At 64.0% G+C, this 24797-nt stretch carries 21 protein-coding genes; 11 read left to right on the top strand and 10 right to left on the bottom strand.

Features of this window, described 5'->3' with window-relative positions; translation table 11 throughout:
- Positions 1–169: 169 nt before the first annotated feature.
- From ABLV49_RS13755 to msuE, 3 genes are all read right to left on the bottom strand, one after another.
- Positions 170–1273: a sigma-54 interaction domain-containing protein gene (locus ABLV49_RS13755; RefSeq protein WP_349277210.1), complete on the bottom strand. Its 1104-nt coding sequence runs from the start codon at positions 1271–1273 to the stop codon at positions 170–172.
- A gap of 16 nt (positions 1274–1289) precedes the next feature.
- On the bottom strand, positions 1290–2477 hold the full coding sequence (locus tag ABLV49_RS13750) for an acyl-CoA dehydrogenase family protein (RefSeq protein ID WP_349277208.1): 1188 nt from the start codon (positions 2475–2477) through the stop codon (positions 1290–1292).
- Between the two features lie 81 nt (positions 2478–2558).
- A complete protein-coding gene (gene msuE, locus ABLV49_RS13745) occupies positions 2559–3119 on the bottom strand; it encodes an FMN reductase (protein ID WP_349277206.1) in 561 nt (186 codons plus the stop codon).
- A 738-nt stretch (positions 3120–3857) separates the two neighbouring features.
- Here msuE and ssuD point away from each other — a divergent pair.
- Both ssuD and ABLV49_RS13735 read left to right on the top strand, forming a co-directional pair.
- Complete coding sequence (ssuD, locus tag ABLV49_RS13740) at positions 3858–5024, top strand: FMNH2-dependent alkanesulfonate monooxygenase (RefSeq protein ID WP_349277204.1); 1167 nt, start codon at positions 3858–3860, stop codon at positions 5022–5024.
- Positions 5021–5872, top strand: a complete 852-nt coding sequence (locus tag ABLV49_RS13735) for an amidohydrolase family protein (RefSeq protein WP_349277202.1) — start codon at positions 5021–5023, stop codon at positions 5870–5872. The genes ssuD and ABLV49_RS13735 overlap by 4 nt, the downstream gene beginning before the upstream one ends.
- 156 nt (positions 5873–6028) lie before the next feature.
- Here ABLV49_RS13735 and ABLV49_RS13730 read toward each other — a convergent pair whose 3' ends face one another.
- Both ABLV49_RS13730 and ABLV49_RS13725 read right to left on the bottom strand, forming a co-directional pair.
- On the bottom strand, positions 6029–7627 hold the full coding sequence (locus ABLV49_RS13730) for a rhodanese-related sulfurtransferase (protein ID WP_349277200.1): 1599 nt from the start codon (positions 7625–7627) through the stop codon (positions 6029–6031).
- Positions 7628–7674: 47 nt separating this feature from the next.
- Positions 7675–8262 (bottom strand): cysteine dioxygenase, encoded by a 588-nt coding sequence (locus ABLV49_RS13725; protein WP_349277198.1) that lies wholly within the window; start codon positions 8260–8262, stop codon positions 7675–7677.
- 222 nt (positions 8263–8484) lie between these two features.
- Here ABLV49_RS13725 and ABLV49_RS13720 point away from each other — a divergent pair, with 222 nt between their 5' ends.
- The 7 genes from ABLV49_RS13720 (at position 8485) to ABLV49_RS13690 (ending at position 16705) form a co-directional block, all read left to right on the top strand.
- Positions 8485–9519: an ABC transporter substrate-binding protein gene (locus tag ABLV49_RS13720; protein ID WP_349277196.1), complete on the top strand. Its 1035-nt coding sequence runs from the start codon at positions 8485–8487 to the stop codon at positions 9517–9519.
- Between the two features lie 20 nt (positions 9520–9539).
- Positions 9540–10610, top strand: a complete 1071-nt coding sequence (locus ABLV49_RS13715; protein WP_349277194.1) for an ABC transporter permease — start codon at positions 9540–9542, stop codon at positions 10608–10610.
- On the top strand, positions 10604–11416 hold the full coding sequence (locus tag ABLV49_RS13710; RefSeq protein ID WP_349277192.1) for an ABC transporter ATP-binding protein: 813 nt from the start codon (positions 10604–10606) through the stop codon (positions 11414–11416). Before ABLV49_RS13715 ends, ABLV49_RS13710 begins: the two co-directional genes overlap by 7 nt.
- A gap of 130 nt (positions 11417–11546) precedes the next feature.
- On the top strand, positions 11547–12716 hold the full coding sequence (locus ABLV49_RS13705; protein ID WP_349277190.1) for a c-type cytochrome: 1170 nt from the start codon (positions 11547–11549) through the stop codon (positions 12714–12716).
- A gap of 740 nt (positions 12717–13456) precedes the next feature.
- Positions 13457–14239, top strand: coding sequence for a DUF2726 domain-containing protein (locus tag ABLV49_RS13700; protein ID WP_349277188.1), 783 nt, complete (start codon positions 13457–13459; stop codon positions 14237–14239).
- 93 nt (positions 14240–14332) lie between these two features.
- A complete protein-coding gene (locus tag ABLV49_RS13695) occupies positions 14333–15367 on the top strand; it encodes an IS110 family transposase (RefSeq protein ID WP_349277186.1) in 1035 nt (344 codons plus the stop codon).
- 303 nt (positions 15368–15670) lie between these two features.
- Entirely contained in the window at positions 15671–16705 is a 1035-nt protein-coding gene (locus tag ABLV49_RS13690) for an IS110 family transposase (protein WP_349281724.1), read from the top strand.
- Between the two features lie 509 nt (positions 16706–17214).
- Here the strand turns inward: ABLV49_RS13690 and ABLV49_RS13685 are convergent.
- A complete protein-coding gene (locus ABLV49_RS13685; RefSeq protein ID WP_349277184.1) occupies positions 17215–19449 on the bottom strand; it encodes an FUSC family protein in 2235 nt (744 codons plus the stop codon).
- Between the two features lie 383 nt (positions 19450–19832).
- Here ABLV49_RS13685 and ABLV49_RS13680 point away from each other — a divergent pair, with 383 nt between their 5' ends.
- Complete coding sequence (locus ABLV49_RS13680) at positions 19833–20645, top strand: lysophospholipid acyltransferase family protein (RefSeq protein WP_349277182.1); 813 nt, start codon at positions 19833–19835, stop codon at positions 20643–20645.
- Positions 20646–20682: 37 nt separating this feature from the next.
- A complete protein-coding gene (locus ABLV49_RS13675) occupies positions 20683–21486 on the top strand; it encodes a glycosyltransferase family 2 protein (protein ID WP_349277180.1) in 804 nt (267 codons plus the stop codon).
- Here ABLV49_RS13675 and fabG read toward each other — a convergent pair.
- The 4 genes from fabG to ABLV49_RS13655 are packed head-to-tail and all read right to left on the bottom strand — an operon-like array spanning position 21467 to position 24779.
- Positions 21467–22204 (bottom strand): 3-oxoacyl-ACP reductase FabG, encoded by a 738-nt coding sequence (gene fabG, locus ABLV49_RS13670; RefSeq protein ID WP_349277178.1) that lies wholly within the window; start codon positions 22202–22204, stop codon positions 21467–21469. The two genes, ABLV49_RS13675 and fabG, sit on opposite strands and share 20 nt — an antisense overlap.
- The gene (locus ABLV49_RS13665; protein WP_349277176.1) at positions 22201–22704 is read right to left on the bottom strand and encodes a hotdog family protein; all 504 of its coding nucleotides are present in this window, start codon (positions 22702–22704) and stop codon (positions 22201–22203) included. Before ABLV49_RS13665 ends, fabG begins: the two co-directional genes overlap by 4 nt.
- 20 nt (positions 22705–22724) lie before the next feature.
- Positions 22725–23579 (bottom strand): beta-ketoacyl synthase chain length factor, encoded by an 855-nt coding sequence (locus ABLV49_RS13660; RefSeq protein WP_349277174.1) that lies wholly within the window; start codon positions 23577–23579, stop codon positions 22725–22727.
- Positions 23580–23585: 6 nt separating this feature from the next.
- Positions 23586–24779 carry a beta-ketoacyl-[acyl-carrier-protein] synthase family protein gene (locus tag ABLV49_RS13655; RefSeq protein ID WP_349281722.1) on the bottom strand — a complete coding sequence of 398 codons (1194 nt, stop codon included), beginning with the start codon at positions 24777–24779 and terminating at the stop codon, positions 23586–23588.
- Between the last annotated feature and the right edge of the window lie 18 nt (positions 24780–24797).

The following is a 24797-nucleotide window of genomic DNA, read 5'->3' as shown; positions in this document are numbered from 1 at the left end:
GGGTTACGCTGCATTCGAGTCCTTCAAAGAGCAAGTCAGCCCTCACCATTCAGCACGATACCGGCTTTCAGAGAAAGGGTTGGTTTGCGTGTTTGCGCACCAATACGTTCGAGTGCGTCAACTGGTGGCGTGGGGCGGAATCGAACTACCCAAACAAGGATTTCAACTCTCAAACCGAAACCTGCCCCACCCGGACCCCCTGCGCCCCAGGCGCGGGCCGGCGCTTGTTCACCACCAGCTCCCCCGTCTTGATCAGCTGGGCACGGATGATGTTGCGGCTCAGGCCGAGCAGCTGGGCGGTGTGGACCTGGTTGTAGTGGCAAAAGCGGTAGGCCGTGGCGAGCAGCACCTCCTGCACTTTTTCATGCAGCGCGCCGCTTTCTTCCTCGAACAGCTTTTGAAAGGCGCGCTGCAGCAGGGCGTCGGCCGATTCGTCCTGCGGGCGGCTGCTGTCGTCCTGGCGCTCCAGGCGCAGCTTGGACAGGTGCAGGTCTTCTGCGCGGATCAGGTTGGCGCGGCAGATCAGCAAGGTGTGGTGAATCACGTTTTCCAACTCGCGGATATTGCCCGGCCAGGAATAGCCCTCCAGCTTTTGCCGGGCTTCGGGGTGCAGCGTGATGTCCGCATAGCCCAGGCGGCGGCTGTACTCGGCGATGAAATGGCGCGTCAGCGGCAGGATGTCGCCCGGCCGCTCGCGCAGCGGGCTGAGTTCGAGCGTCACGACGCTCAGCCGGTAGTACAGGTCTTCGCGGAAATTGCCGGCATTGATGGCTTTTTCCAGCTGGACGTTGGTGGCCGCCAACACCCGCACATTGATCGGAATGCTCCTGCGCGAGCCCAGCCGCACGACTTCGCGCTCCTGCAGCACGCGCAGCAGCTTGACCTGGATGGGCATCGGCAGGTCGCCGATCTCGTCGAGGAACAGCGTGCCGCCGTTGGCTTCCTCGAACCAGCCGGCCTTGGAACTCAGTGCGCCGGTGAACGCGCCTTTTTCGTGGCCGAAGAGTTCGGCTTCCACCAGGTTTTCCGAGAACGCCCCGCAGTTGACCGCCATGAACGGCCCGCCGCGCCGGGCGCTAAGTTCGTGCAGGTGGCGCGCCACCAGTTCCTTGCCGGTGCCGGTCTCGCCAATGATGAGCACGCTGGCGTCGCTGGGCGCGACCTGCTGCAGGTGGGCCAGCAGGGCCTGCGATTTCGGATCCTCGAACACCTGGGCGGTGGCGCGGATCGAGGTGGCGAGGGCAGGAGACGGAGGCAGGGTGAGCAGGTGCATGGCGTTGGAAAATAGGCTAGGAGTAGAAAGAGGGCGCCGGCAGTGATGTATTGAGCGCCCAGTCGCCCAGTTCCTGCAGCTTGTAGTCCACCGGATCGTGCAGGGTCTGGGTGCGCAGGTTGCGCCAGTGGCGGTCCAGCCGCAAGGCAGCATGGGTGGCGCGCGCGCCGGTCACTTCGAACAGCCGGCTGGTCACATCGAGCCCGCAGCGGGTGGCGGCGACCTTGGCGGTGGCGATGGCCACGGCCAGGTGGCCGCGTTCCTCTGCGCCCAGCCGGTTTTCCTTGCGCCAGGCCTCGTCGAGCAGGTTGTTGGCCCGCTCGGTCAGCAGCCGCACGCTCTCCAGCCCGACCCAGAACTCGCCGTAGTGGCGCAGCGTGTACGGGTCTTCGCTGACCTGGGTGGCCTTGGACTTGAACCAGACGCGCGACTCCTTGCGCGTGTAATGCCGTGCTTCGTCAAAAGCGCCTTCGGCAATGCCGAGGAACAGGTTGGCAAAGGTCAGCTGGGCAATCAAGGGGCGCAGGCAGGCAAAGGGTGTGCTCAGCGGGCCGGGGTCGAGCAGCAACTCGTTTTCTTCGACCCGCACGCGCTCGAAGGTGGCGCTGCCGCTGTCGGTCTGGCGCTGGCCCATGTTGTCCCAGTCGCCATGCAGCGTGATGCCGCTGCGGCCGCTGGGAATGGCCGCGATCAGCAGCTTGCCGCCAATGGACTCGTCGAGCGCCGAGGCGATCAGCATTTCCGAGTCGGCCGAGCCGGAGCAAAAGCTCTTGCGCCCGGAAAATTCGCGCCAGCCGTTGAGCTTTTTCGACACCGTGCGGGTGTCCAGCGGGTTCAGCGCATTGCCCCAGAACCAGTCGTTGCGGGCGGTCTGCTCGAACCACGGCTCCCACTGGTCGGGCCGCGCGAACAGGCGCACGGTGGCCAGCATCAGGTGCTGAAAGCCATAGACATGGGCAATCGAGCTGTCCACGCGGGCAAATTCGCGCACGATCTGCAGCGTTTCGCTCCAGCTGGCGCCCAGGCCGCCGTATTGCCGGGGGATGCTCAGTGCGAGCAGGCCGCTGTGGCGCAGCGCATCGCGCTCGGCCTTGGGCGTGCCGCCGCGCAGGTCGCGCTCGGCGGCGGTTTCGGCAAAACCGGCCGCGAGCTGGCGGGCGATCTGAAGAGGCGCAATGGCCTTGAGTTGATGAGTGGCGGTCACACGCTTTTTCCTGAAAAGAGGTTGAAAGAAAGGCCGGGGCGATGCGGGCGGCCGGGCACAAGCGCGGCCACTGCTGCGCCTTCAGGCCGCTTGCAGTTCCTCCGTCTTCTGGCCCAGCAGGGGCAGGGCGTGCTTGACCGCCAGGCGGATGCGCGCCTGCAGCAGTTCGCTGCTGATCTGGTAGTTGCTGAAATCGGCCTCCGAGGCATACACGCCGGTGGGCAGCGTCAGCGCCTGGAAAAAGCTGAACAGCGGGCGCAGCTGGTGGTCGATCACCAGCGCATGCCGTTCGCTGCCGCCGGTGGCGGCGAACAGCACCGGCTTGCCGATCAGCGCATCCTGGCCGATCAGGTCGAACAGGTGCTTGAACTGGCCGGGGTAGGAGGCGCGATAGACCGGCGTGGCGGCAATCAAGAGGTCGGCCGACTCGATGGCGCGCAGCTCGCGCTCGACGGCGGGCGTGAGTTCCTTGCGCGAGAGCGCGCTGCCCAGCGGGCGGGCGATGTCGCCCAGCTCGATGATGTGGCTGTCGATGGCCAGGTGTTTGCCCAGTTCGGCGACGATGGCCTGGGTCAGCACCAGGGTGCGGGAAGGGCGGAAGGTGCCGCCGGAAACGGCGACGATTTTCAAGGGAGTGCTCATGGGATGGAATCCTGCTTGGGAAGTGGTTGATGGGGCTGCGCGGCCTGTTTGGGCTGGCAACTGGTGGAGCCATCGCAACAGTTATGCCAAGGTGAACATTCCTTGCGGGCCGGTGCGCCGCACGCTCCCATTCATCGGCCGCAGTCCTGCGGAATGCTTCAATTGAATCTGGCGCATCTGGTCTCGGGGGGCGTGGCGCTGTGGCCGGGCTTGCAGTTGATCAGGCATGTATTTTTTAGACGTAATCGGCATTCTGCGTAATATTTATAAGCACATACAGCTATCATTTAAATAGCAGTTTGAACAACGATTCCTCCCTTTCATCGCTTTTTCATTCAGGAATTCACGCCGAAATCAGCGTCTTGGTATCTGAATGACTTGTAATCTAAATCATCTAACGATGGTTCTTTAAATACTTTTTAGCTATTTGCTAAGGGTGGCGTTGCCATTTTTCGGCCCGGCTTTCCTCGCGTCCACACACATGGCAGCGGCAGTAACTGTGTGCCTGGCAACAGTGGATTGGTCAAAGTGTTGCGGCACCAACACCAGCGCGCAGCGCGCGAACGAAGGCGCAATGGCGCGGCGCGCCGACACGTTTTTTCATGCGCCGCAGAGCCGGAAGCTGCCTTTTCCATGCTCTCGAATCCCTTCGCGAACAGGCCGGTTCCGGACCTTTTCCGGCTTGGTACGGACCTTGCGGACAGGCGGGGCGTTCATCCTTGAAATTGAGGCTATCCCATGAGTTTTGAAGTTTTCTGGTTTCTTCCCACGTCCGGCGACACCCGCTACCTCGGCAAGTCCAATACCGGGCGTCCCGCCACCAATGCCTACATGCGCCAGATCGCCGTCACCGCCGAAAGCCTCGGCTATGACGGCCTCCTGATCCCCACCGGCAGCAGCTGCCTGGACCCGTGGGTCACGGCCTCCAGCCTGATTGCGGTGACCCAGCGCATCAAGCTGCTGGTGGCGCTGCGCACCTCCGTCACCGGCCCCACGGCCAGCGCGCGCCAGGCGGCGACGCTGGACCAGGCGCTCAATGGCCGGCTGCTGCTCAATGTCGTGCCCGGCGGCGATGCGGCCGAACTGGCCGCCGAAGGCGTTTACCTCGACCATGATCAGCGCTACGAGGCGGCCGATGAATTCATCACCGTCTGGCGCGACCTGATGGCCGGCAAGACCGTTGATTTCACAGGCAAGCACGTCAACGTCAAGCAGGCCAGGAACTTCTTTCCGCCGGTGCAGCAGCCTGCGCCACCGCTGTACTTTGGCGGCTCCTCGCCAGCGGCGCATGAGCTGGCCGCCAAGCACGTCGATGCCTACCTGACCTGGGGCGAGCCGCCGGCGGCCGTCGCCGAGAAAATCGCCGATGTGCGCAGCCGCGCCGAAAAATACGGCCGCACCGTGCGCTTTGGCGTGCGTCTGCACGTCATCGTCCGCGAAACGAATGACGAGGCCTGGGCCGCCGCCGAGCGCCTGATCAGCCGGCTTGACGACGACACCATCGCCAAGGCCCAGAGCAACTACGCCAGCATGGACTCCGAAGGCCAGCGGCGCATGGCCGCGCTGCACGGCGGGCGGCGCGACCAGCTCGAAGTCAGCCCGAACCTGTGGGCTGGCGTCGGCCTGGTGCGCGGCGGCGCGGGCACGGCGCTGGTGGGCGACGCGCAGACCGTGGCGGCGCGCCTGCAGGAATACGCCGACCTGGGCGTGGACACCTTTGTGCTGTCGGGCTACCCGCACCTGGAGGAATCCATCCGCTTCGCCGAACTGGTGTTCCCGCTGCTGCCGGGAAAAAAGCCGGTGACGCTGATCGACCAGGTGCTGACTGGCGGGGCTTTCGACGTGCGCGCCACCGCACCGGAAAACGCCGAAAAAATCGCCGCTGAAAGCGCAGTCGCCGCATGAAAGTCATCGACCTGCGCTGCCGTCCGGCCTATTTGCACGACTTTTTCGGCGCCAATCCCGGTTCGCCCGGCTATGAAACGGCGCGCTGGCTGAACCGCCGCGTCGGCACGCGCGGCAGCGACGAGCATTTCGCCCGCTCACTCACGCCCGAGGGCTTTCTGGCCGAGGTGCGTGATGCTGGGCTGAGTAAGGCGGTTGTCGTGGGCCGCCATACCCCCAGCCAGCACCTGCCCAATGACGTGATCCACCAGATCACCCATGCGCACGAGGAACTGCTGGGCATTGCCGGCATTGATCCGGCGCTGCAGGGCGTGGACAGCGCGCTGGCCGAGATCGACCGGGCCATCGACCAGCTTGGGCTGGCCGGCATCGGCCTGGAGCCGGGTTTTGGCGCGCCCGCCCGGCATGCGGACGATGCGCTGTATTTTCCGGTCTATGAACACCTGAACCGCCGTGGCCTGCCGCTGTTCCTGATGTCCGGGCCGACGACGCCGGACCCGGCCTTCAACGACCCCGGCCGGCTGGCGAAAGTGGCCCAGGCTTTTCCCCAGTTGCGCATCGTCTGCTACCACGGCTATTACCCGAACACCCAGCAGCTGGTGGGCGTGGCTTTTCGCTACGACAACATTTCAGTCGTGCCCGACATGTACCAGTTCCTGCCTGGCAGCGAGGTGTTCGTGCAGGCGGCGAACGGCTTCATGGGCGATCAGCTGCTGTTCGGCTCGTCCTATCCATTCCGCCCGATCCGCCAGTCGATTGACGATTTTCTGGCGCTCGGCTTCAGGGGAAAGGTGCTGGACAAGCTGCTCTATGGCAATGCGGCGCGCCTGTTCGGGCTGGGAAGCTGAAAAATCAAGCCAGGGAATTCACCCTGCCCAGCGTGTACGCCGCTGATCATCATCCGAGCCGATATTTGATGCCTTAAAAGGTCATCTGCGCACGCCAGATATGCATCTATTGCTATCAAATATGAAGTAAATGATGCCTTCTGGCGCAGCTGCCGCTCAGATCACATAAAACCCGTGCGTCCCGTCGCGCCCGAGCTGCTCGACCAGCCCGAACTCCCAGTCAAGGTAGCCCTGCATGGCTTCGCGCGGGCTGTCGGTGCCTTCGTAAGGACGGCGGTAGCGGTCGGTGCGGGCCGAAGCCAGGCGGGTTTCGCCGTGCTCCAGCGGCAAACCCGCCTCGATCCAGGCCAGCGTGCCGCCGGCAAGCACCACAACTTCGGCGCCGCTCAGGCGCGCCAGGTCGGCGGCGGCGTAGCGGGCCAGCAGGCTGCTGCCGCAAGTCAGCACATAGCGCCCGGCTTTCGGAATCCTGGCCACGGCCTGCCCGAGTTCGGAGCGCAGCACGAACCAGGCGCCGGGAATGTGGCGCTTGACGTAGTTGGCGCTGGTGGTCAGGTCCAGCACGGCGATCTGGCCGGTCGGATCATCGCGCAGCCAGTGGGCCAGTTCGGCGGGCGTCGCGTGCGCGATGGGGCCTTCGGGCTCGGGAACCGGCGCCGGCGGATGGCCGGCTTCGCTGAAGTCGCGGGCCGCCGCGCCGTCGAGCACCCAGACATCCCAGCCCAGTTGCGCCAGCCACGAAGCGGTCATGCCGGCGCGCACGCCGTCATCGTCGGCCAGCACGATGCGCGCGCCGCGCACCGGCGCCGACACGTCGGTTTCCTGCACCAGCTGGCCGCCGGGCGCGCTGCGAAAGCCCGGCAGGTGGCCGGCGGCGAATTCCTCGGGCGTGCGCACGTCGTACAGATAGGTGGTGCGGCCGGCCTCGGCGGCAAAGCGCGCCAGATCGCCGGGCTGGGCGCGCCGCACCCCGGCGCGGTCGGCCACGGCACGCGCCTGGCTGGCCGCCTCGCTGCGCTGCTCGGGCGTGACCTCGGCAAAGCGGCGGCTGGCGCCGTGGTCCAGCGCCTGGCCGGCCAGCTTCCAGCCGATGGTGCCGTTGCGCAGGGCCGATACCGGATTGGGCAGGCCGGCATTGACCAGCGACTGCGCGCCGATGATGCTGCGCGTGCGCCCGGCGCAGTTGACGATGATGCGGGTCGCCGGGCTGGGCGCCAGCGCGCGGGCGCGCAGCACCAGCTCGGCGCCGGGCACGCTGATGCCGCCCGGAATGCTCATGGTCTGGTATTCGTCGAAGCGGCGCGCGTCGAGCACCACCACATCGGCCTGGCTTTCAATCAGCGCCAGGACTTCCTCGGCGGCCAGCGAAGGCGTGTGGCGCTGCGACTCGACCAGTTCGCCAAAGGCCTTGCTCGGCACGTTCACGTCCCTGAAGAGTTCGCCGCCCGCGTCGCGCCAGCCCTGCAGCCCGCCTTCGAGCAATGCGACATCGGTGTAGCCCAGTTGCTTGAGCGTGCGCGCGGCCGCCTCGGCCAGCCCTTCGCCGTTGTCGTACACGACGAGGGCGGTGTCGAGGCGCGGAATGCGGCTCCAGGCGTCGAGTTCGAGCCGGCCGGCGGGAAAGTTGGCGGCAAACAGCGGGTGGGACTGGGCAAAGGGGTCTTCCTCGCGCACGTCGATCAGGGCAATTTCCTGGCCGTCCAGCAGGGCCTGGCGCACGTCGTTGAAAGTCTTGTAGGGAAGGGCTTGGGGCATGAGTTTTTTGAAAAGTGAATGAATCGGTGGGCGATTGAAACCTGCGCTCAGGGCGCTGGCACGACAGGATTGCTGTAGCCGGACACAAACGGCTTGCGCGTGCCGTCTTCCAGATAGACCGAGCGCTGCACCTTGCCGATGTCGGCGCCGTACACATGGATGCTGATCGAAGGCTGGCCGGCCAGCGCATTGCTGACGCGGTGAACGTCACCAATGCTGGGCGACACGGCCTCGACCTGGCCCGGCGCCAGCGTGTGCGGCGCACCCTGCGGCTGCCAGCGGCCGTCGGCGCTGCGGGCGTAGGCCTGCGACTGCTCGGCGCCGCGCAGCAGGCCGACGAGCCCCCACACGGTGTGGTCATGAATCGGCGTGGCCTGGCCCGGCCCCCAGACAAAGCTCACGACCGAAAAGCGCTCGCGCGCATCGACATGCAGCAAATACTGCTGGTAGCGCTGCGGGCTGGGCCGGGCGTATTCGGCGGGCAGCCAGTCGTCGTGCGCAATCAGTTCGGCCAGCAGTTCGCCGCCGCGCTCCAGGGTTTCGGCTTCTGCGGGCCGGCCGTCCAGCAGGTCGGAAAACTGTTGCACAAATTGGCTGAGCCGGGGTGTTGAAGCGGGCAGGGTGGTGGTGCTCATGGGGTGGATCAGGTCAAAAAATTGGGCGTCTCACGGCACAAGGCCCGTGACACGGCATGACCCTGATTTCACCCGATCCGGCGCGCCCGGGTGCTGAATCTTTTGCATAAGCATCACCGTTTTTATTCTTTCCCTTCGCCGCCCGAATTCATTCCAATGCAGACCATCGACGGGGCACAGCGGTCTGCGCGCCGGCGGATTCACTTTGAAAGGATGACTGGCATGTTCACAGGCAATAATTTTTCGGCACCCGATGCACAGGCAAAAGGCTTCTCGCGCCGCCAGTGGCTGCGCGCCGCTGGCGCTGCGGGCGTCGTGGGCGCCGCTGGCGTGGCGGGCCGCCATGCGCTGGCCGCCGGCCCGCTGCGCGACCTCAAGCTGGCCTGGAACGCCAATGCGGTCTGCCTGTCGGCCGTTCCGGTGGCCATTGACCGGGGCTTTTTTGAAAAGCACGGGCTCAAGGTCGAACTGGTGAATTTCGCCGGCTCGACCGACCAGTTGCTGGAAACCATCGCCACCGGCAAGGCCGATGCGGCGGTCGGCATGGTGCATCGCTGGATCAAGCCGCTGGAGTCGGGGCTGGACGTGAAGCTGGTCGGCAGCAGCCACGGTGGCTGTTCACGCCTGGTGGGCTATACGCCGGCCGGCGTCACCAGCATCGCCAAGCTCAAGGGCAAGACGATTGCCGTGTCCGACCTGAACAGCCCGGGCAAGAACTTCTTCTCGGTGCTGCTGACCAAGGCCGGGCTGAACCCGGAAAAGGACGTGACCTGGCGCCAGTTTCCCGCCGACATGCTGGGGCTGGCGGTGGAAAAGGGCGAGGCGCAGGCGATTGCCGACGGCGACCCGAACCTGTTCCTGATCGAGCGGCGCACCAAGGGCCTGGTGGACCTGGCCAGCAACCTGTCGGGCGAATACGCGGCCAAGACCTGCTGCGTGATCGGCGCGGGCGGTAACCTGATCCGCAAGGACAAGCCCCTGGTCGCGTCGCTGGTGCGCGCCATCAACGAGGCGTCCGAATTCATCGCCGACTACCCGAACGAGACGGCCAAGATCTACAGCCCGTATTCCAAAGCATCGGTGGAAGACCTGCGCGCCGTGCTCGGCACGCTGACGCACCGCAGCCACCCCAGCGGCCTGGCGCTTAAAAAGGAAGTGGAGTTTTATGCGCGCGACTTCAAGCTGGTCGGCGTACTCAAGCCGAGCACGGACGTGGTGCGGTTCGCCGAGCATGTGACCGTCGATGTGCTGGCCTGAGCCGGCAAGGAACACGCACCATGACAACCGCTGAAAACATCCTGTCGCCCCGGTCGCCCGTGCCGGTGGCGAAACCGCCGCGCCGCGCCGCCCGGCCGGCATCCACCCCATTGGAAAAAACGGCGCGCCCGGCTTTTGCCGTCTGGTGGAGCGGACTGGCCGCCGCGCTGGCCTGGCTGGCGCTGGGCGTGCTGACGTATATCTGGCCCAACAAGCCGGCGGGCTTCAACGACTGGACCTACACCAGCGAATTCGCCGGGCTGGCGCTGGGCGTGGCCGCCGTGCTGCTGGTGCTGGGCCTGGCGCCCGGAGCCACTGCGGCGGTGACTTCGCGCGCGCGGCCGGCCGGCCCTTGGCTGATTGTGCTGGCGGCCGGCCTAGCGCTGTGGGAAATCCTCACCGCGAAGCTGGGCCTGCTGCCGCCGCCGTTTTTCGCGCCGCCGCAAAGCCTGATCGAGGTCTATGTGAGCGACTGGCCCCGGCTGCTCGACAGTGCGTCCAATTCGCTGCAACTGCTGGCCATCGGCGTCGCGCTGGGCAGCCTGACGGGCTTTCTTGTCGGTGTGCTGATTGGCTGGTCGCGCCGGGCGAGCTACTGGATTCACCCGGTGCTGCGCGTGCTCGGCCCCTTGCCGACCACGGCGCTGCTGCCGATTTCGTTCTACTTTTTCCCGTCGAGCTGGTCCACGGCGGTGTTTCTGATTGCGCTCGGTACGGGCTTTCCCGTGGCCATCCTGACCTGGTCGGGCGTGGCCGGCGTGAACCGCAACTTCTACGACGTGGCCCGCACCCTGGGCGCATCGCCCTGGTTTCTGGTGCTGCGCGTGGCGATTCCGGCGGCCTTGCCGCAGGTGTTCGTCGGCCTGTTCATGGGGCTGGGCCATGCGTTCGCGACGCTGGTGGTGGCCGAGATGCTGGGCGTCAAATCGGGCCTGGGCTGGTACCTGACCTGGGCGCAGGGCTGGGCCAGTTATCCCAATATGTACGGCGCGCTGCTGCTGATGGCGCTGCTGTTTTCCGGAATCATCACGCTGCTGTTCTTGCTGCGCGACCGGGTGCTGTCATGGCAAAAAGGAACCGTGAAATGGTGATTTCAACAAATTCCCTGGCATCAGCGGCACAAGCTGCGGGCGCAAAGACCCAGGGCGCGCGCATCGATGTGCGCAATGTCAGCCATTGGTTTGACCTGCCCGGCGGCGCGCTGCAGGTGATTGACGAGCTGGACCTGACGATAGCGCCCGGCGAGTTCGTGGCGCTGCTCGGCCCCAGCGGCTGCGGCAAATCGACGCTGCTGCGGCTGGTCGCCGGTCTGGAGCCGGCCACGGCGGGCAGCCTGCTGCAGGACGGCCAGCCGATCACCCGGCCCGACCCGTCGCGCATCGTGGTGTTCCAGGATCCGACGCTGTTCCCGTGGCGCACCGTCTGGGACAACGTGGCGCTGGGCCTGCAGGCGCGCGGTTTGCTCAAGGCGCAGCGGCACCGGGTGGACGAGGCGCTCCGGCTGGTCGGCCTGGACAGCTTTGCCAAGGCGTTTCCGCACCAGCTGTCGGGCGGCATGGCGCAGCGCGTGGCGCTGGCCCGGGCGCTGGTCAACGACCCGAGCCTCCTGGTGCTCGACGAGCCGCTGGGCAAGCTCGATTCGCTCACGCGGCTTTCGATGCAGACCGAACTGGTGGATTTGTGGCAGCGCTCGGGTTTTTCGGTGCTGCTGGTCACGCACGACGTGGAAGAAGCGCTGTTCATGGCGCAGCGCGTGGTGGTGTTTTCGGAGCGGCCGGCGCGCATCAAGCAGGTGCTGGTCAACGACTTGCCCTATCCGCGCCACCGGGGCGACCCGCGCCTGGCCGAGCTGCGGCGCGAGGCTCTGGCCCTGCTGGGACTCGATGCGAGCTGGTAATTCCATTTCCAATTCAAAGCGATATGTCGTTGCTCCCGCCTTGCCGTGCTACAGCACTGTCTGCGGCGGTGCGCCTAATCTCGCATTGAATTGGAAATGGAACAAGGCTGGCAGCGCGAGGTGAGCAGGCATGGACTTGACCTTGTCCCCGGCCGCGCTCAATAGCCTGCTGGCCGGCTTGCAGGAGGCCCAGCTGGCCCTGCGCGCCGCGCTCCATGCGCTCGGGCTGACGCCTGACCTCCACGGCCAGCCCGCCTGGCCGTTTGCCTCGCGCATCGCCGGCGAGATGCTGGTGATGGACGCCGGCCATGCGCGCCGCGTCGTGGCCTCGGCCGCCTGCCTGGGGCTGGCCGTTCTGGCGCTGGCGGTTTCAATGTTCTGGCGCCGCGCCCGGCTCGGCCTGTGGGGGCTGGCGCTGGCCGCGCTGCTGCTGGCGCCCTGGCCGTCGTCGAATTTGCTGCTCACGCCGGCCATGCCCACCAGCTTTCATGCCTCCCGGGGCGGATTCACGGCGGAAGGCATCGTGCGCGGACAGAATATTTATGAACAGCATTGCCTTCGCTGCCACGGCGCAGACGGGCGCGGCGAAGGGCCGGACGCGCCCGGCCTGGCGATGTGGCCGCCGACGCTCAACGGCTCCCTGCTCTGGAAGCGCATGGAGGGCGAATTGTTCTGGCGCGTTCGCCACGGCTTGCAGGGCCGGGACGGCCGCCCGACCATGCCGGATTTTGAGCGACAACTGAGCGAGCGCCAAGTCTGGGAAGTGCTCGATTTCCTGCAGGCGCAGGCCGCCGGGCAGATGCTCAAGGAGTCCGGCGTCTGGGCCTACCCCGTGCGCCTGCCCGACGGCCCGGTGCGCTGCCTGCGCGGCAACCGCGCCACCGCGCGCAGCCTGGCGGGCCAGCGCGTGCGGCTGGCGGTGCCGGTCGCCGGGGCGCCGGCGCTGGCCGATGACCCGCGTCTGGTGACGCTACAACTTTTGGTGCCGGGCACGCTGAATGCTGCGGCCGATCCGGAATGCGAAATGGCGGAACCGGCTGCGGCCGCGTCGCTGTCGCTCATTCTGGGTGTGCCGGCCGGGCAACTGCCGGGCTACCAGGTCATGGTGGACCGCCAGGGCTGGCTGCGCGCCGTGGGCAAACCGGGCCAGGCCGGCTGGTCGGAAGACGACCTCGTCTGCCGCTCAGGCGCCAGGCCCGAGCCGGGTTCGGCGGCGCCTGCGGGCGATGGCCTGGACGGGCTGATCCGGCGCATGGATGCCGAACCGGTGCGCCTGCTGCGCGGCGGGTTTGCGCACTGATGATGCCGTGACCCTGGCTTTCTTCATCAAGATAGAGATTGATTCACCTATTCATTAAAAAATAAATGGCCTGGGTCGAATTGCCACAAGGCGCATGTCCCGTTTAATCTTGGCTTTAATGACAGTTCAGCGATGAAAATAATCGAGTACACAAATTGTGACATCTAAGACGTAATCAAACATGCCTGATTTGAGGCAGCCATGAATGCATGGGTACCCACTGCGCCCTGGCGGCAGGATCCCTGTATTTCAAGCAGCTGCATCGGTCTTGGATTTTTAAATCAGATTAAAAAAGGTGATTTCACATTCCCATTGACCGGACCAAAAAACGGGAATTAATGCATTGAAGGGACTGAAAAATCCTTTGATGCACCGCTCTATTCAGCACCGAAAAAAACACTCGCAGGCGATATGCAGTGAACGTCAGGTGCTAGTATTTAAATAGCAAAATAGATGGCTTTGGCAGCAACTCGGGCAGATGGCGGAGGGCCGATTTCAGTGGGCATCTTCAAAAAAGTTCATGATGCCTTCGCGTCGGCTTGATCTCTCAAGACCGCATGCGAAGAGTGGCAAATGGGGTAGAAATTCCAGGCATATAACGGCTACCCAACTCAACATTGAAGACGCTGGAAATTTGGCTCCTTACAGACATAATTAATTACGAAAAGATTTGTAATTAAAAATCCGATATGTAGATATTTGGTCCGCACATCGAATTTTTGAAACATCAGGAGTGCCAATTGAACTCATTCAACGGCTATATCTGGATGGCAGTGCCCAGTACCCTTGGCGTTGTCGTCGCTGGCGCATTGCTCTACGCATGGCTTGCCCGGCGTGCACTGCATATTCAGCAATCGATTTTCGCCAACTGGCCGCTGTCCGAGCGCCCGCTGGTCAACACCGAGGAATGCCAGGTTTTGCACTGGATGTGCAAAACCTTCCCCATGCATCAGGTCAACATCAAGATTCCGGTCACACGCTTTACCCAGCCTCTTGAACGCAGGCAGGGGGAAAGCCTGTACAAAATACTGGACGGGGTGTACTGCACTTTTACAGTCTGCTCGCCAGACGGACATGTCGTGGGTTGCGCAGATGTCATGGGGGCCAACGGCCTGGCAAGCAGAAACCGGCAGCTCAAGCAAGCCTTGCTGGCCAAGTGCGGCATCGCTTATTACGTTCTCAAGCCAGTCAGCTTGCCGACAGAAGCCGCGATTCGCAGCGATTTTTTGGGCGAAACCGTTCCCGCCGAACCCGCGTTCAAAATCAAGCCTCGCGAAGAACGCTATCGGGAACTTGAAGAAGCGCTGCTGGCTGAAGCCCGGCTGAAGCTAAGCACGGTGCTAACCCGGCAACGCCGTATCCGCGACAGCGAGTTCGCGCCCCTGGCGGCGGATTCATGCAGCCATGCATTGGCGCACGCCTCCCAAGGCAGCTTTGAGGGAGTCGATGCCAGCGGCCACGGCATGCTTTCGGGCTGGCAACACAATTCTTTCCTTGCGCCGCTGGAAAGCCGGCCTCGCTAGAGCAATGGGATGGACGCTCCCACCCTAAACGGCATCGCAATGTGCCAAAGTGGAAGTGTTTACCAACCACTTGAACAGACAGGAGCGTCCACCATGAAGGTTACAACAGTAGGCATCGACCTGGCAAAAAACGTGTTTCAACTGCACGGGGTCAACGAGTTTGGCAAGCCGGTCCTCAAGAAGCAATTGCGGCGCGAGCAGATGGCCGAGTTCTTCGTGAACCTGCCCGCTTGCCTGATCGGCATGGAAGCGTGCGGCAGCGCCCACCACTGGGCGCGCAAGCTTCAGGGCTTTGGCCACACCGTCAAACTGATGGCACCCCAGTTCGTCAAGCCGTATGTCAAGACCAACAAGAACGATGCGGCTGACGCCGAGGCGATTTGCGAAGCGGTGGCCCGGCCCAACATGCGCTTTGTACCGATCAAGAATATTGAGCAGCAAAGCGTCCTGGCATTGCACCGCGTTCGCCAGGGCTTTGTGAAGGCTCGCACCGCCCAGGCCAACCAAATTCGCGGCTTGCTGTCAGAGTTTGGCTTGACGATTCCCCAAGGCATCGGACATATTGCCAACCGGGTGCCCGAACTGCTTGAAGATGCCAGCAACGAGTTGCCGGGCTCATTTCGTTTGCTGGTGCAACGCTTGCTCGATCATCTCAAGGCGCTCGACGCCCAGGTCGATGCACTGGAGTCGCAGATCGTGCAGTGGCATCGCCAAAGTGAAGCCAGCCGCAAGCTCGAGGAGGTTCCCGGCATCGGCCCCATCACCGCCAGCGCTTTGGTCGCTTCGCTCGGGGATGCGAAGAATTTCGACAGTGGCCGTCAAGTCGCCGCCTGGCTGGGCCTGGTGCCCAAGCAGCATTCCAGCGGCGGTAAACACAACCTGCTGGGCATCAGCAAACGGGGGGATAGCTATCTCAGAACCTTGCTGATCCATGGCGCACGTTCGGTGATCCACCGGGCACAGCAAAAACCTGACGCATGCAGCTGGATCAACGGCGTGGTCAACCGGCGACACAAGAATGTCGCGGCGGTGGCGCTGGCCAACAAGAACGCGCGCATCGTCTGGGCGCTGCTTGCCCATGGCAGGGAGTTCCGAGCTGACTACTCGACTGTTAAGGCGAGCACTTAAGTCAGCTCGGCTGACAAGGCAAAACAACAACCACGCACAAGGGAGCAGAACCACCGATTGCGCAAGCAGTCACGACATGATGGCAAAACAGGTTGGACCGTGATTGGCATAACCCGATGATTCCGCAGCACCCCCCAGTGCGATAGAGCGATAGAGAAGCCAATCAGCAGATCCCATCAGGGACAGTGATTCAAAGTCACACTTAAAGTCCAATGGGATGGACGCTCCCACCCTAAACGGCATCACGGTGTGCCAAAGTGGAAGTGTTTATCAACCACTTGGAAACAGACAGGAGCGTCCGCCATGAAGATCACAACAGTAGGCATTGATTTGGCCAAAAACCTCTTCCAGTTGCACGGTGTAAATGAGCATGGAAAGGTTGTTATCAAGAAGCAATTACGCCGCGACCAGATGGCCGAGTTCTTCGTGAACCTGCCACCGTGCCTGATCGGCATGGAAGCGTGCGGCAGCGCCCACCACTGGGCGCGCAAGCTTCAGGGCTTTGGCCACACTGTCAAATTGATGGCACCGCAGTTCGTCAAGCCGTATGTCAAGACCAACAAGAACGATGCGGCCGATGCCGAGGCGATTTGCGAAGCGGTGGCCCGGCCCAACATGCGCTTCGTGCCGATCAAGAATGTCGAGCAGCAAGCCGTTCTGGCGCTGCACCGGGTGCGCCAGGGCTTTGTGAAGGCCCGGACCGCGCAGGCCAACCAGATCCGGGGCCTGCTGGCCGAGTTCGGCTTGACGGTTCCCCAAGGCATTGGGCATATCGCCAGCCGGGTGCCCGAACTGATTGAAGATGCCAGCAACGAGCTGCCCGGATCCTTTCGATTGCTTGTTCAGCGTTTGCTCGATCATCTCAAGGAACTGGACCGCCAAGTTGACGATCTGGAGAAGCAAATCGTCAAGTGGCACCGCCAGAGTGCTGCCAGCAGCAAGCTGGCAAAGGTTCCGGGTATTGGTCCCATCACGGCCAGCGCCCTGGTTGCCTCGATTGGTGACGCCAGGAGCTTTGACAACGGGCGTCAAGTAGCCGCTTGGCTGGGCCTTGTTCCCAAGCAGCATTCAAGCGGTGGAAAACAGAACCTTCTGGGAATCAGCAAACGCGGTGACACGTACCTTCGCACCATGCTGATACACGGAGCGCGGTCAGTAGTTTCTCGGGCCGATAAAAAACCCGACACCTGCGGTTGGATCAATGGGATCGTCAGTCGCCGCAATAAAAACGTGGCCGCGGTTGCACTGGCAAATAAGAATGCCAGGATCGTATGGGCATTGCTGGCGCATGACCGGGAGTTCCGATCTGATTACGCGAGCGCCACGGTGGGTGCATAGGCAGACAGGAGTGAAACAGTAAAACAACGATAAAGCAGGGGGGAAACAGAATCCACGATTGCTCAGGCGAGCATGAAGTGATGGCAAAACAGGTAAGACCGTGGTTGGCAAAGCCCGAGTACATTCGTGCACTCAGAGTGCGTCAGTCCGATAGGGGCGTCAACCAGCAAATTCCATCAGGGACAGTGACTCAAAGTCACGCACAAAGTCCGAATATACGGGTGCAATCTTTACCTTTTGAACCGTCATGAATTGAGCGCTTGGCAAACCGGGAGCGTCCATATACGCTTGGCAAACCGGGAGCGTCCATATACGAATGTACGGGTGCAATCTTTACCTTTGAGTCATCACCAATGAAGGCTTGGCAAACCGGGAGCGTCCATGTACGGAATCACCCTGACTTCCCATCACGGTGTTCAAGGAATCCAGCGGTTTTTTGCTATTGAATTCATAGCCTCTTGCGCAGACTACGCCTGCGCAAGAGGCCTATTTGATGCTAGAAAATGGCTTCAGACCTGCACGCGGCTGGCCGCCAGCCGCAACTCCCTGGCCATGGCGCAGGCCAGTTGCAGGCGGCGCAGCAGCCAGGGCGTCAGGTCGGCTGCCACCAGCATGTCGGGCCGCTCCAGGTAGGGCTGGCCTGCAATGCTGAAGCTGGCCGGGCTGTCAGCCGGTGCGGCGGGCGCTGTGCTGGAGAGTTCGGCTTCAATGCATTGGGCGGCGCGCTCCAGCGCGGGCGTGGCCAGCGCCAGGTCAAGCTGGCCGCGCCGCAGCAGCAATAAAGACTTGACGGCCGTCAACTGGGCCAGCAACTGGTAGCTGCGCGCCTGCAGGGCTTCGAGCGGCTCCAGCGGCGGGCGCACCTGGCGCGGCTCGGCCAGGCTGCGCTGGGTGGCCAGCGTCAGCGCCGACAGGCTGTCGTAGGCTTCGCGGCGCGCCAGCCGCCAGTTCACATCCGAAGTCTGCGCCGTGTCCAGCAGGGCCAGCGCCAGTTTGGCATGCTGGCCCTGCGCCTGCATGCTGCGCTTGACCAGGCCCGGGATCTGGCTGCGTTCCCACGATGGCAGCACATAGCTGAACAGCCAGGCCAGCAGCGCGCCGAGCAGCGTGTCGGCCAGCCGCTCGCCAATCGCAAACGTGGGCCGCAGGCCGACCAGCAGCAGATGCGCCTGCAGCAGGCCGCTGACCGTGGCTGCAATCGTCGTGTACAGGTAGCGGCGCAGGGCAAACGCATGCGCGATGCCGGTGCTCAGGGCCACCACCAGGAACAGCATTTTTGCGCCCGGATGGGTCATGAGCAGGGCCATCACCAGCAGGCAGCCGAGCACCGTGCCGGCAACGCGCGCATTGCGGCGCTGAACGGTCTGCGCCAGGTTGCCGCGCATCACGACGACGATGGTGATCAATATCCAGTATTCGTGCGTGGCCCAGGGCAGGTGCAGCGAAATTGCATAGCCTGCCGCCACCGCCAGCGTGGCCCGCAGCGCATAGCGCAGCGTGGGTGCGCGCCAGCTCAGCTGGCCCAGCAGCGGTTTGCCGCTCCATTTGGTGGTGCCGACGAACAGCTGCCACTGGCTGCGCACCAGACTCAGTTCGGGCGCCACGTCGCCACGCGCCAGCGCCGCGAGCTTGACCGCCTCGTCGTTGATGTGGCCAATGCGGTCGGCCATGTTGCGCAGCAAGGCGGGCGCATCGGGTGCATCGGTGCGCATGGGCTGGGGCACCAGCGGCGGGCTTGCGGCCGGGCGGGGCGGCAGGACGCTGGCCAGTTGCGGGCGCAGGTCGGGAATCGGGCGAATCGACGGCTGGCTGCGGCCGAGCAGCAAGGCCATGCCCAGCGCCTGCAGTTCGTCAGCGGTGTCGTTCAGCGCCTGCTGCAAGGCGGGCAGATGCGGTGCGGTGGCTTGCTGCTCCAGCAGCACATCCAGGTCCAGGTCGCAGGCCAGCTGGTGGTCGCGCGCCTCCAGCTGGCTCAGCAGCATGGCGGCATATTGCTGGCGCGGGCGGGTGGTGGGCGACTCCAGCACCACGTTGCGGGTGTCCTGCAGCTGGTCGGCAAAGTTGGCCTGCTGGTCCAGCATGGCTTCGAGCAGCGCCTGGTGGTCGGGCTCGGGGCCAAAGCGCCGGGCCTGGATGCGCAAGATGCTGGCAAAGCTGTGCAGGCATTCGGCCAGCAGCTGCGCCCGAAAGCGCTGGTTGAGCAGGTGCGTGGTCAGCACCGCCCAGAGCAGGTAGAGCCCGGCGCCGGCCGCAAACCAGCCGGTGTGCACGAAGATCTCTTCCAGCGAGTTCATCGGCGGCGCGGCCATCGAGAACAGCATCGAAAACAGCAGCGAAAAGCAGATCGGCCCGCCGCGCTTGCCCCAGGCCATCATCATCACGGCCAGAAAGGTGCCGGCCACCAGCACGCCGCCCAGCAGCAGGGCGTCCTGGCGGGTCAGCTGCACCAGCATGAACAGCGGCGTGCCCAGCACTGGCGCGGGCAGCACCTGCATGATCTTGCGCCGGCGCGGCGAGGGAACGTCCGGCAGGCTGGTGATGATGACGCCGACCGCCGCACTGGCCGCAGCCGCCAGGCCGGCCGACTCGAACAGCGCCAGCATGATCAGCACCAGGCCGAGCGCGACGCTCAGGCCGTTGGTGACGTACTGGCTCAAGGCCACGCGCAGTGCGTTGTGCGTCTTGCCGTGGAGCCGCGTTGACAGTCTGGCAAGAAAGGTCGGGTCAGCAGGATGGCGGTTCATGGTGCGTGGGCGACGCTTTCAAGAGTCGATAGCGCTCAAGCCGGCTGTCCCTTTGTCGGTAAGCAGTTCAGTTGAATGCGCGGGTGAAGCCAGTGTAGCGGCGGTGCGCCTCCCGCATCACCAGGAACCCGTGCCCGGTCTTGGCCTGCAATCGCAGCGCAATCGGCTCTGTATCCGCGAAGACCCTCTGGGGAATCGGCGAGGATTGGACGTCCTGCGATGCATGGTAAATTCAGCGTTCTTCTGCCGACCGGGCTGGCGACCCTTCATCAAAACTTGCCGTGCCACAAAGTAAACCTGTCGCGCTTGCACAACCTCCCATTCGCCAGCTTGATGGCGTCAAGACGGCAGCACCTGAAAAGGCGGCTGCATGCACCAAGCTTATGGATAACAAGTCGAATGCTTTACTGAACAAGCAGGCCAGCGTGGCTGCCGATGGCAGAGCCCTGCATGAAACCGTCAGGCTCTGCCTGGGCTACCTCGGCCTGGGGCTGATTTGCCTCACGGTGTCGGTCGTGGCGCTTCCGATGCGCATGGCGCTGCCGAGGGTGCTGAGCAAACGGTGGGGCCGCCAGTTGGTCGGCGCGACATTTCGCGTCTATCTGCGTTTTTTAAGCGTCATGGGCGCCTGCCGCTTCGACTTGACGGCACTCGACAGCCTGCAGGGCGCCCCGGCCATGATCATCGCGCCCAACCATCCGTCATTGCTCGATGCCCTCATGATCCTGTCGCGTCTTCCGGGCGCGGTCTGCATCATGAAGGCCGATATCGTGAACAGCCCTTTTTTTGGTGCCGGCTCCCGGCTGGTCGGCTACATACGCAACACGCCGCTTCGCACCATGGTGCAATTGTCCATGGCCGATTTGCACCAGGGCAGCCATCTGCTGCTGTTTCCCGAAGGTACGCGCACCAGCCGGTTTCCCGTGGGTGCCATGCAGGGCACGACGGGGCTGATTGCCAAGCATGCGGGCGTTGCGGTGCAGACGGTTTTCATTGAAACCGATTCGGGTTTTCTGGGCAAGGGTTGGTCCGTGTGGCGGACACCCAAAATGCCGATTACTTACCGCATCCGGCTTGGCAAGCGCTTTGATCCACCGCAGAACACGGCGCTTTTTGTCAGCGAGCTGGAGCAGTATTTCCAGGCCGAGCTGGCGCACGCGCAACTGCCGGACTTTCCCGTGTCAGCGGCGTCTTGAGGCGGTTTGTTTTATGTTTAGCCCGGATTACCTCGTGATGAATGCTTCCCCTCCCGGCGTTTCACGGACCCATCTGGTGCTGATTCCCAGCTACAACCCCGGCCCCAAGGTCTATGAGACGGTGCGTTCGGCGCGCGCGCAATGGACGCCGGTCTGGGTGGTGGTGGACGGCAGCACCGACGGCAGCGCCGAAGGCCTGCAGGCGATGGCGGCGAACGATGAAGGCCTGCGCGTTCTGGTGCTGCCCCGCAACGTCGGCAAGGGTGCTGCCGTGCTGCACGGGCTGGACCTGGCTGCGGCAGAGGGCTTCACGCATGCGCTGACCATGGATTCAGATGGCCAGCACCCGGCCTACCTGATTCCCGACTTCATGGCGGCGTCAAGCGCCCGGCCCACCGCCATGGTGCTGGGTGTGCCGGTGTTCGCCGCCGATGCGCCACGCCTTCGGGTCAACGGGCGCAAGGTGTCGAACTGGTGGGCCAATCTGGAAACGCTCTGGGCCGGCATTGGCGATTCGCTGTTCGGATTTCGCGTCTATCCGATTGCGCCGCTGCGGCGCGTCATGCTGGGACAGCGCTGGATGCGCCGCTTCGATTTCGACCCGGAAGCCGTCGTGCGCATGTGCTGGCTGGGCGTCAAACCCCTGAATCTGCCTGCGGTGGTGCGCTACTTCCGTGCCGATGAAGGCGGCGTTTCGCATTTCAACTACCTGCGCGACAACCTCCTGCTCACCTGGATGCACAGTCGCCTGTTCGTGGGTTTTTTGCTGCGTTTGCCGCAGCTGCTGGCGCGGCGCCTTGCGCGCAGTGAAAAGCGTGGGGCTAAATCATCCCGCCATTGATGGAAATCACCTGTCCGCTGATGTAGGCTGACTTTTCTGATGCGAGGAAACTGACCAGGTCGGCCACTTCCTCGGGCCGGCCAGGGCGCTTCATCGGCACCAGTTGAGCAATGGCGGCTGGATCAAAGCTGCCCCGGCTCATCGGCGTGGCAATGATGCCGGGCGCCACGGCGTTGACGGTGATGCCTCGGCTGGCCACTTCCAGCGCCAGCGACTTGGTGGCCGAATGCAGCGCGCCCTTGGCGGCCGAATAGTTCACCTGGCCCCGGTTGCCGGCCACGGCAGCCACCGACGTGATGGTGATGATGCGGCCCCAGCGGGTGCGGATCATGGGCATCATCAAGGGCTGGGTGACATGAAAAAAGCCATTCAACGACACGTCAATCACCTGCTGCCATTGCCTGAGCTGCATGCCTGGAAAAACCGCGTCATCGTGAATGCCGGCATTGTTCACCACCACCTGGATTGGGCCGTCCGCCAGCAGCAACTCCAGCGCGGCGGCAGTGGCCGCTGCATCGGTCACGTCGAAGGCCCGTGCCTGCGCATGGCCGCCAGCGGCCCGGATTTGAGCGACCAGGGTCTGGGCAGCTTCCAGGCTGCGGTTGGCATGCACGATGACGTGAAAGCCGTCGGCGGCCAGTTGCCGGCAGATGGCCGAGCCGATGCCGCCACTGCCGCCGGTGACCAGGGCACGCTTGCGAGGGCTGGTTTGATTCATAAGGGGTGAACCGGAAGTGGCAAGGCTGGCTGGTTTGAGCGGCCCGGCAGCGCCAGGTTCGCGGCATTGAGCACGACCACGGTGCGCCCCGAAAGCAGCAGCACCGGCCCGCCATGAACCGTGAAGCTGTAAAGAATCGTGCTGTCGTCGCCGCTCATGCGTTCGGCACGGATGAGTAGCGCCATGTCCAGGTCATCGAGCCTTTCGACGTGCAGCATCACGCTTCGCACGCTGGCCAGGTAGCCGATCTGCGGGCCATGCTGTGCCTCGCCGGCGCTGGCTTCGGCGATCAGCGCGCCATGCACCGCCATGGCCTGCGCGGCGTATTCAATGCCGCATGCGGCGCCCAGGCGTCCGTGCGAGCGCAAGGGATTGTCGGGCGAAAGGTGGCTGCTGGCCTCGCAGCTGATCTGGCCCGTGTCCCAGCTGGTCACGCGGTCGAGCAGGCACATGCTTGCCTGATGGGGGATGCGTCGCGCAATATCGTCGTGCTCCAGCATGCCAGGAAGCACTGAAGGCTTTAGCGGCATGGCGCCACCTGCACGGCCAGTTGCAGGTTTTCGAGGTAGTCCAGCACGACCTCGCCCTGGCCTTGCAGCGCAACACTGCGCAGCAGCGGCAAGCCGCGTGCGGCCGGAATGCTTTTACGCAATTGTTCGAGGGCCGCATCGGCCAGGCCGTCTGCCGCCGTACTGCTAAAGCAGGTGGCTGGCGCCAGGCTCCAGCGGGCCAGGCTGCGTTCGCTGCCCCGGGGGGCCAGCACCAGAGCGATACCAAAGGTGTCCGGCAGGGGCCGCACGCTGCGCAGCGGCTCGGGGTAATCGGTGTCGTAAGCGATAAGCAGCACCGCCGTCTGTTCCACCGCGACTTGTGTCATCGCTTCGAGCAGGCCGGCCGAAAAGCTGGCGTCATGCGCGCAGAGCACCGACGAGGAGGCCATGGAAGCGCTTGAAATGCTCCAGTAGCCTGACGAGGCGTTATGCACCGAGTTGTGAAAACGGGTCGGCGATATCAGCCGGTCGCTGGAGGCCAGCGCACTGCAGATTTCATGGCAATTGATGGCGTCGCCGCTGGATGATGAAAACACCGAAGGCAGCAGGCTGGCCTGCAGGCCGGATGCGGTCACCGCTTCCTGGCCGATGGCCAGCGAGACCCTGACCACGGCGCCAGCGCGGCGGCGCTCGGCCGGAGGAAGCGCCATGGGCAGCGGCAAGATGCTTCGTGCGGTTTGGTAGGGCATGCTTCCCTGAAGCTGCGCGCGGCTCTGGTTCCAGCCGGACAGGCCGGGACCCAGCAGGCCAATGCCTTCGACAAAGACGGTGAGAGTGGGTGCGGAAGTTGCGAAGTGCTGCGTCATCTGGTTTGTCTTGAGCATTGCGCGTTAACCGGCGCGGCCGAAAACCAGGCTGCAATTGGTGCCGCCGAAACCGAAGGAATTGCTCAGCACGCGGCTGACAGGCTGCTCGCGGTTTTCGAGCAGGTAGTTGAGGTGCAGCGCCGGATCAAGCTGCTGCGTGTTCAGGCCGCCCGGCAGAAAACCGTGCCGCAGCGCCAGCGCGCAGACCACCGCTTCCAGTCCGCCCGCCGCGCCCAGCGTGTGGCCGGTGGCGCCTTTGGTCGAACTGCAGGGCGTGCTGGCGCCGAACAGCGCGCTGACGGCCTTGGCCTCGGCCGCATCATTGCTGGGCGTGGCGGTGCCATGCAGGTTGATGTAATCAATATCGTCCGGGCCGAGGCCGGCCATCTTGAGCGCAGCCTGCATCGCCATGCGCGCGCCCAGGCCGTCGGGATGGGGCGAGGACATGTGGTGCGCATCGCTGGATTCGCCCACTCCCAGCAGCAGCACGGCATTTTTATCGAGTGACTCCGGCAGCCGCTCCAGCAGGGCAAAAGCGGCGGCTTCGCCGATGGAAATGCCATCGCGGCCGGCGTCGAACGGACGGCAGGGCCGCGTGGAAATCAGGCCCAGGGAATTAAAACCATACAGCGTGGTCAGGCACAGCGAATCGACCCCGCCCACCACGGCCGCATCGATCAGTCCTGCCGCCAGCATGCGGCGTGCCGAGGCAAACACCTTGGCGCTGGAAGAGCAGGCCGATGACACCACGGCAGCCGGTCCGCTCAAGCCAAAATAATGACGCGTGAAATCGGCGACCGAGAAGGTGTTGTGCGTGCTGGCGTAAACAAAATCAGCCGGAAATGCACCGCTGGCCGGGTCCAGCCGGCGGTAAGCCAGTTCGGTTTGAAGAATGCCGGAGGTGCTGGTGCCGATGAATACGCCGATGCGTTGGGCGCCATATTTGTGGGCGGCGGCCGCCACGGCTTCGGAAAAACCGTCCTGCCGCAAGCCGAGCAGGGCCAGCCGGTTGTTGCGGCAATCGAATCGGGCCAGCGGCGCGGGAAGCTGCACCCCATCAACGCCTGGGATTTCAGCGGTAAACGTCGGCAGGTCCACCGTGTCGAAGGTGCATGGCAGCAAGCCGCCACGCTGCTGGCGCAGCGCCGCCAGCGACGGTTGCAGGCCGATGCCGAGGCCGCTGGTCGCGGTGTAATGGGAGAGCCAGAGAGGGGACAGGGGAAACCAATCTAGAAA

It is taken from the genome of Polaromonas hydrogenivorans, from assembly GCF_040105105.1.
Lineage (GTDB): Bacteria > Pseudomonadota > Gammaproteobacteria > Burkholderiales > Burkholderiaceae_C > Polaromonas > Polaromonas hydrogenivorans.
Note: the sequence above shows the minus strand (reverse complement) of the source record. Positions and strands in the feature narration are given on the sequence as shown.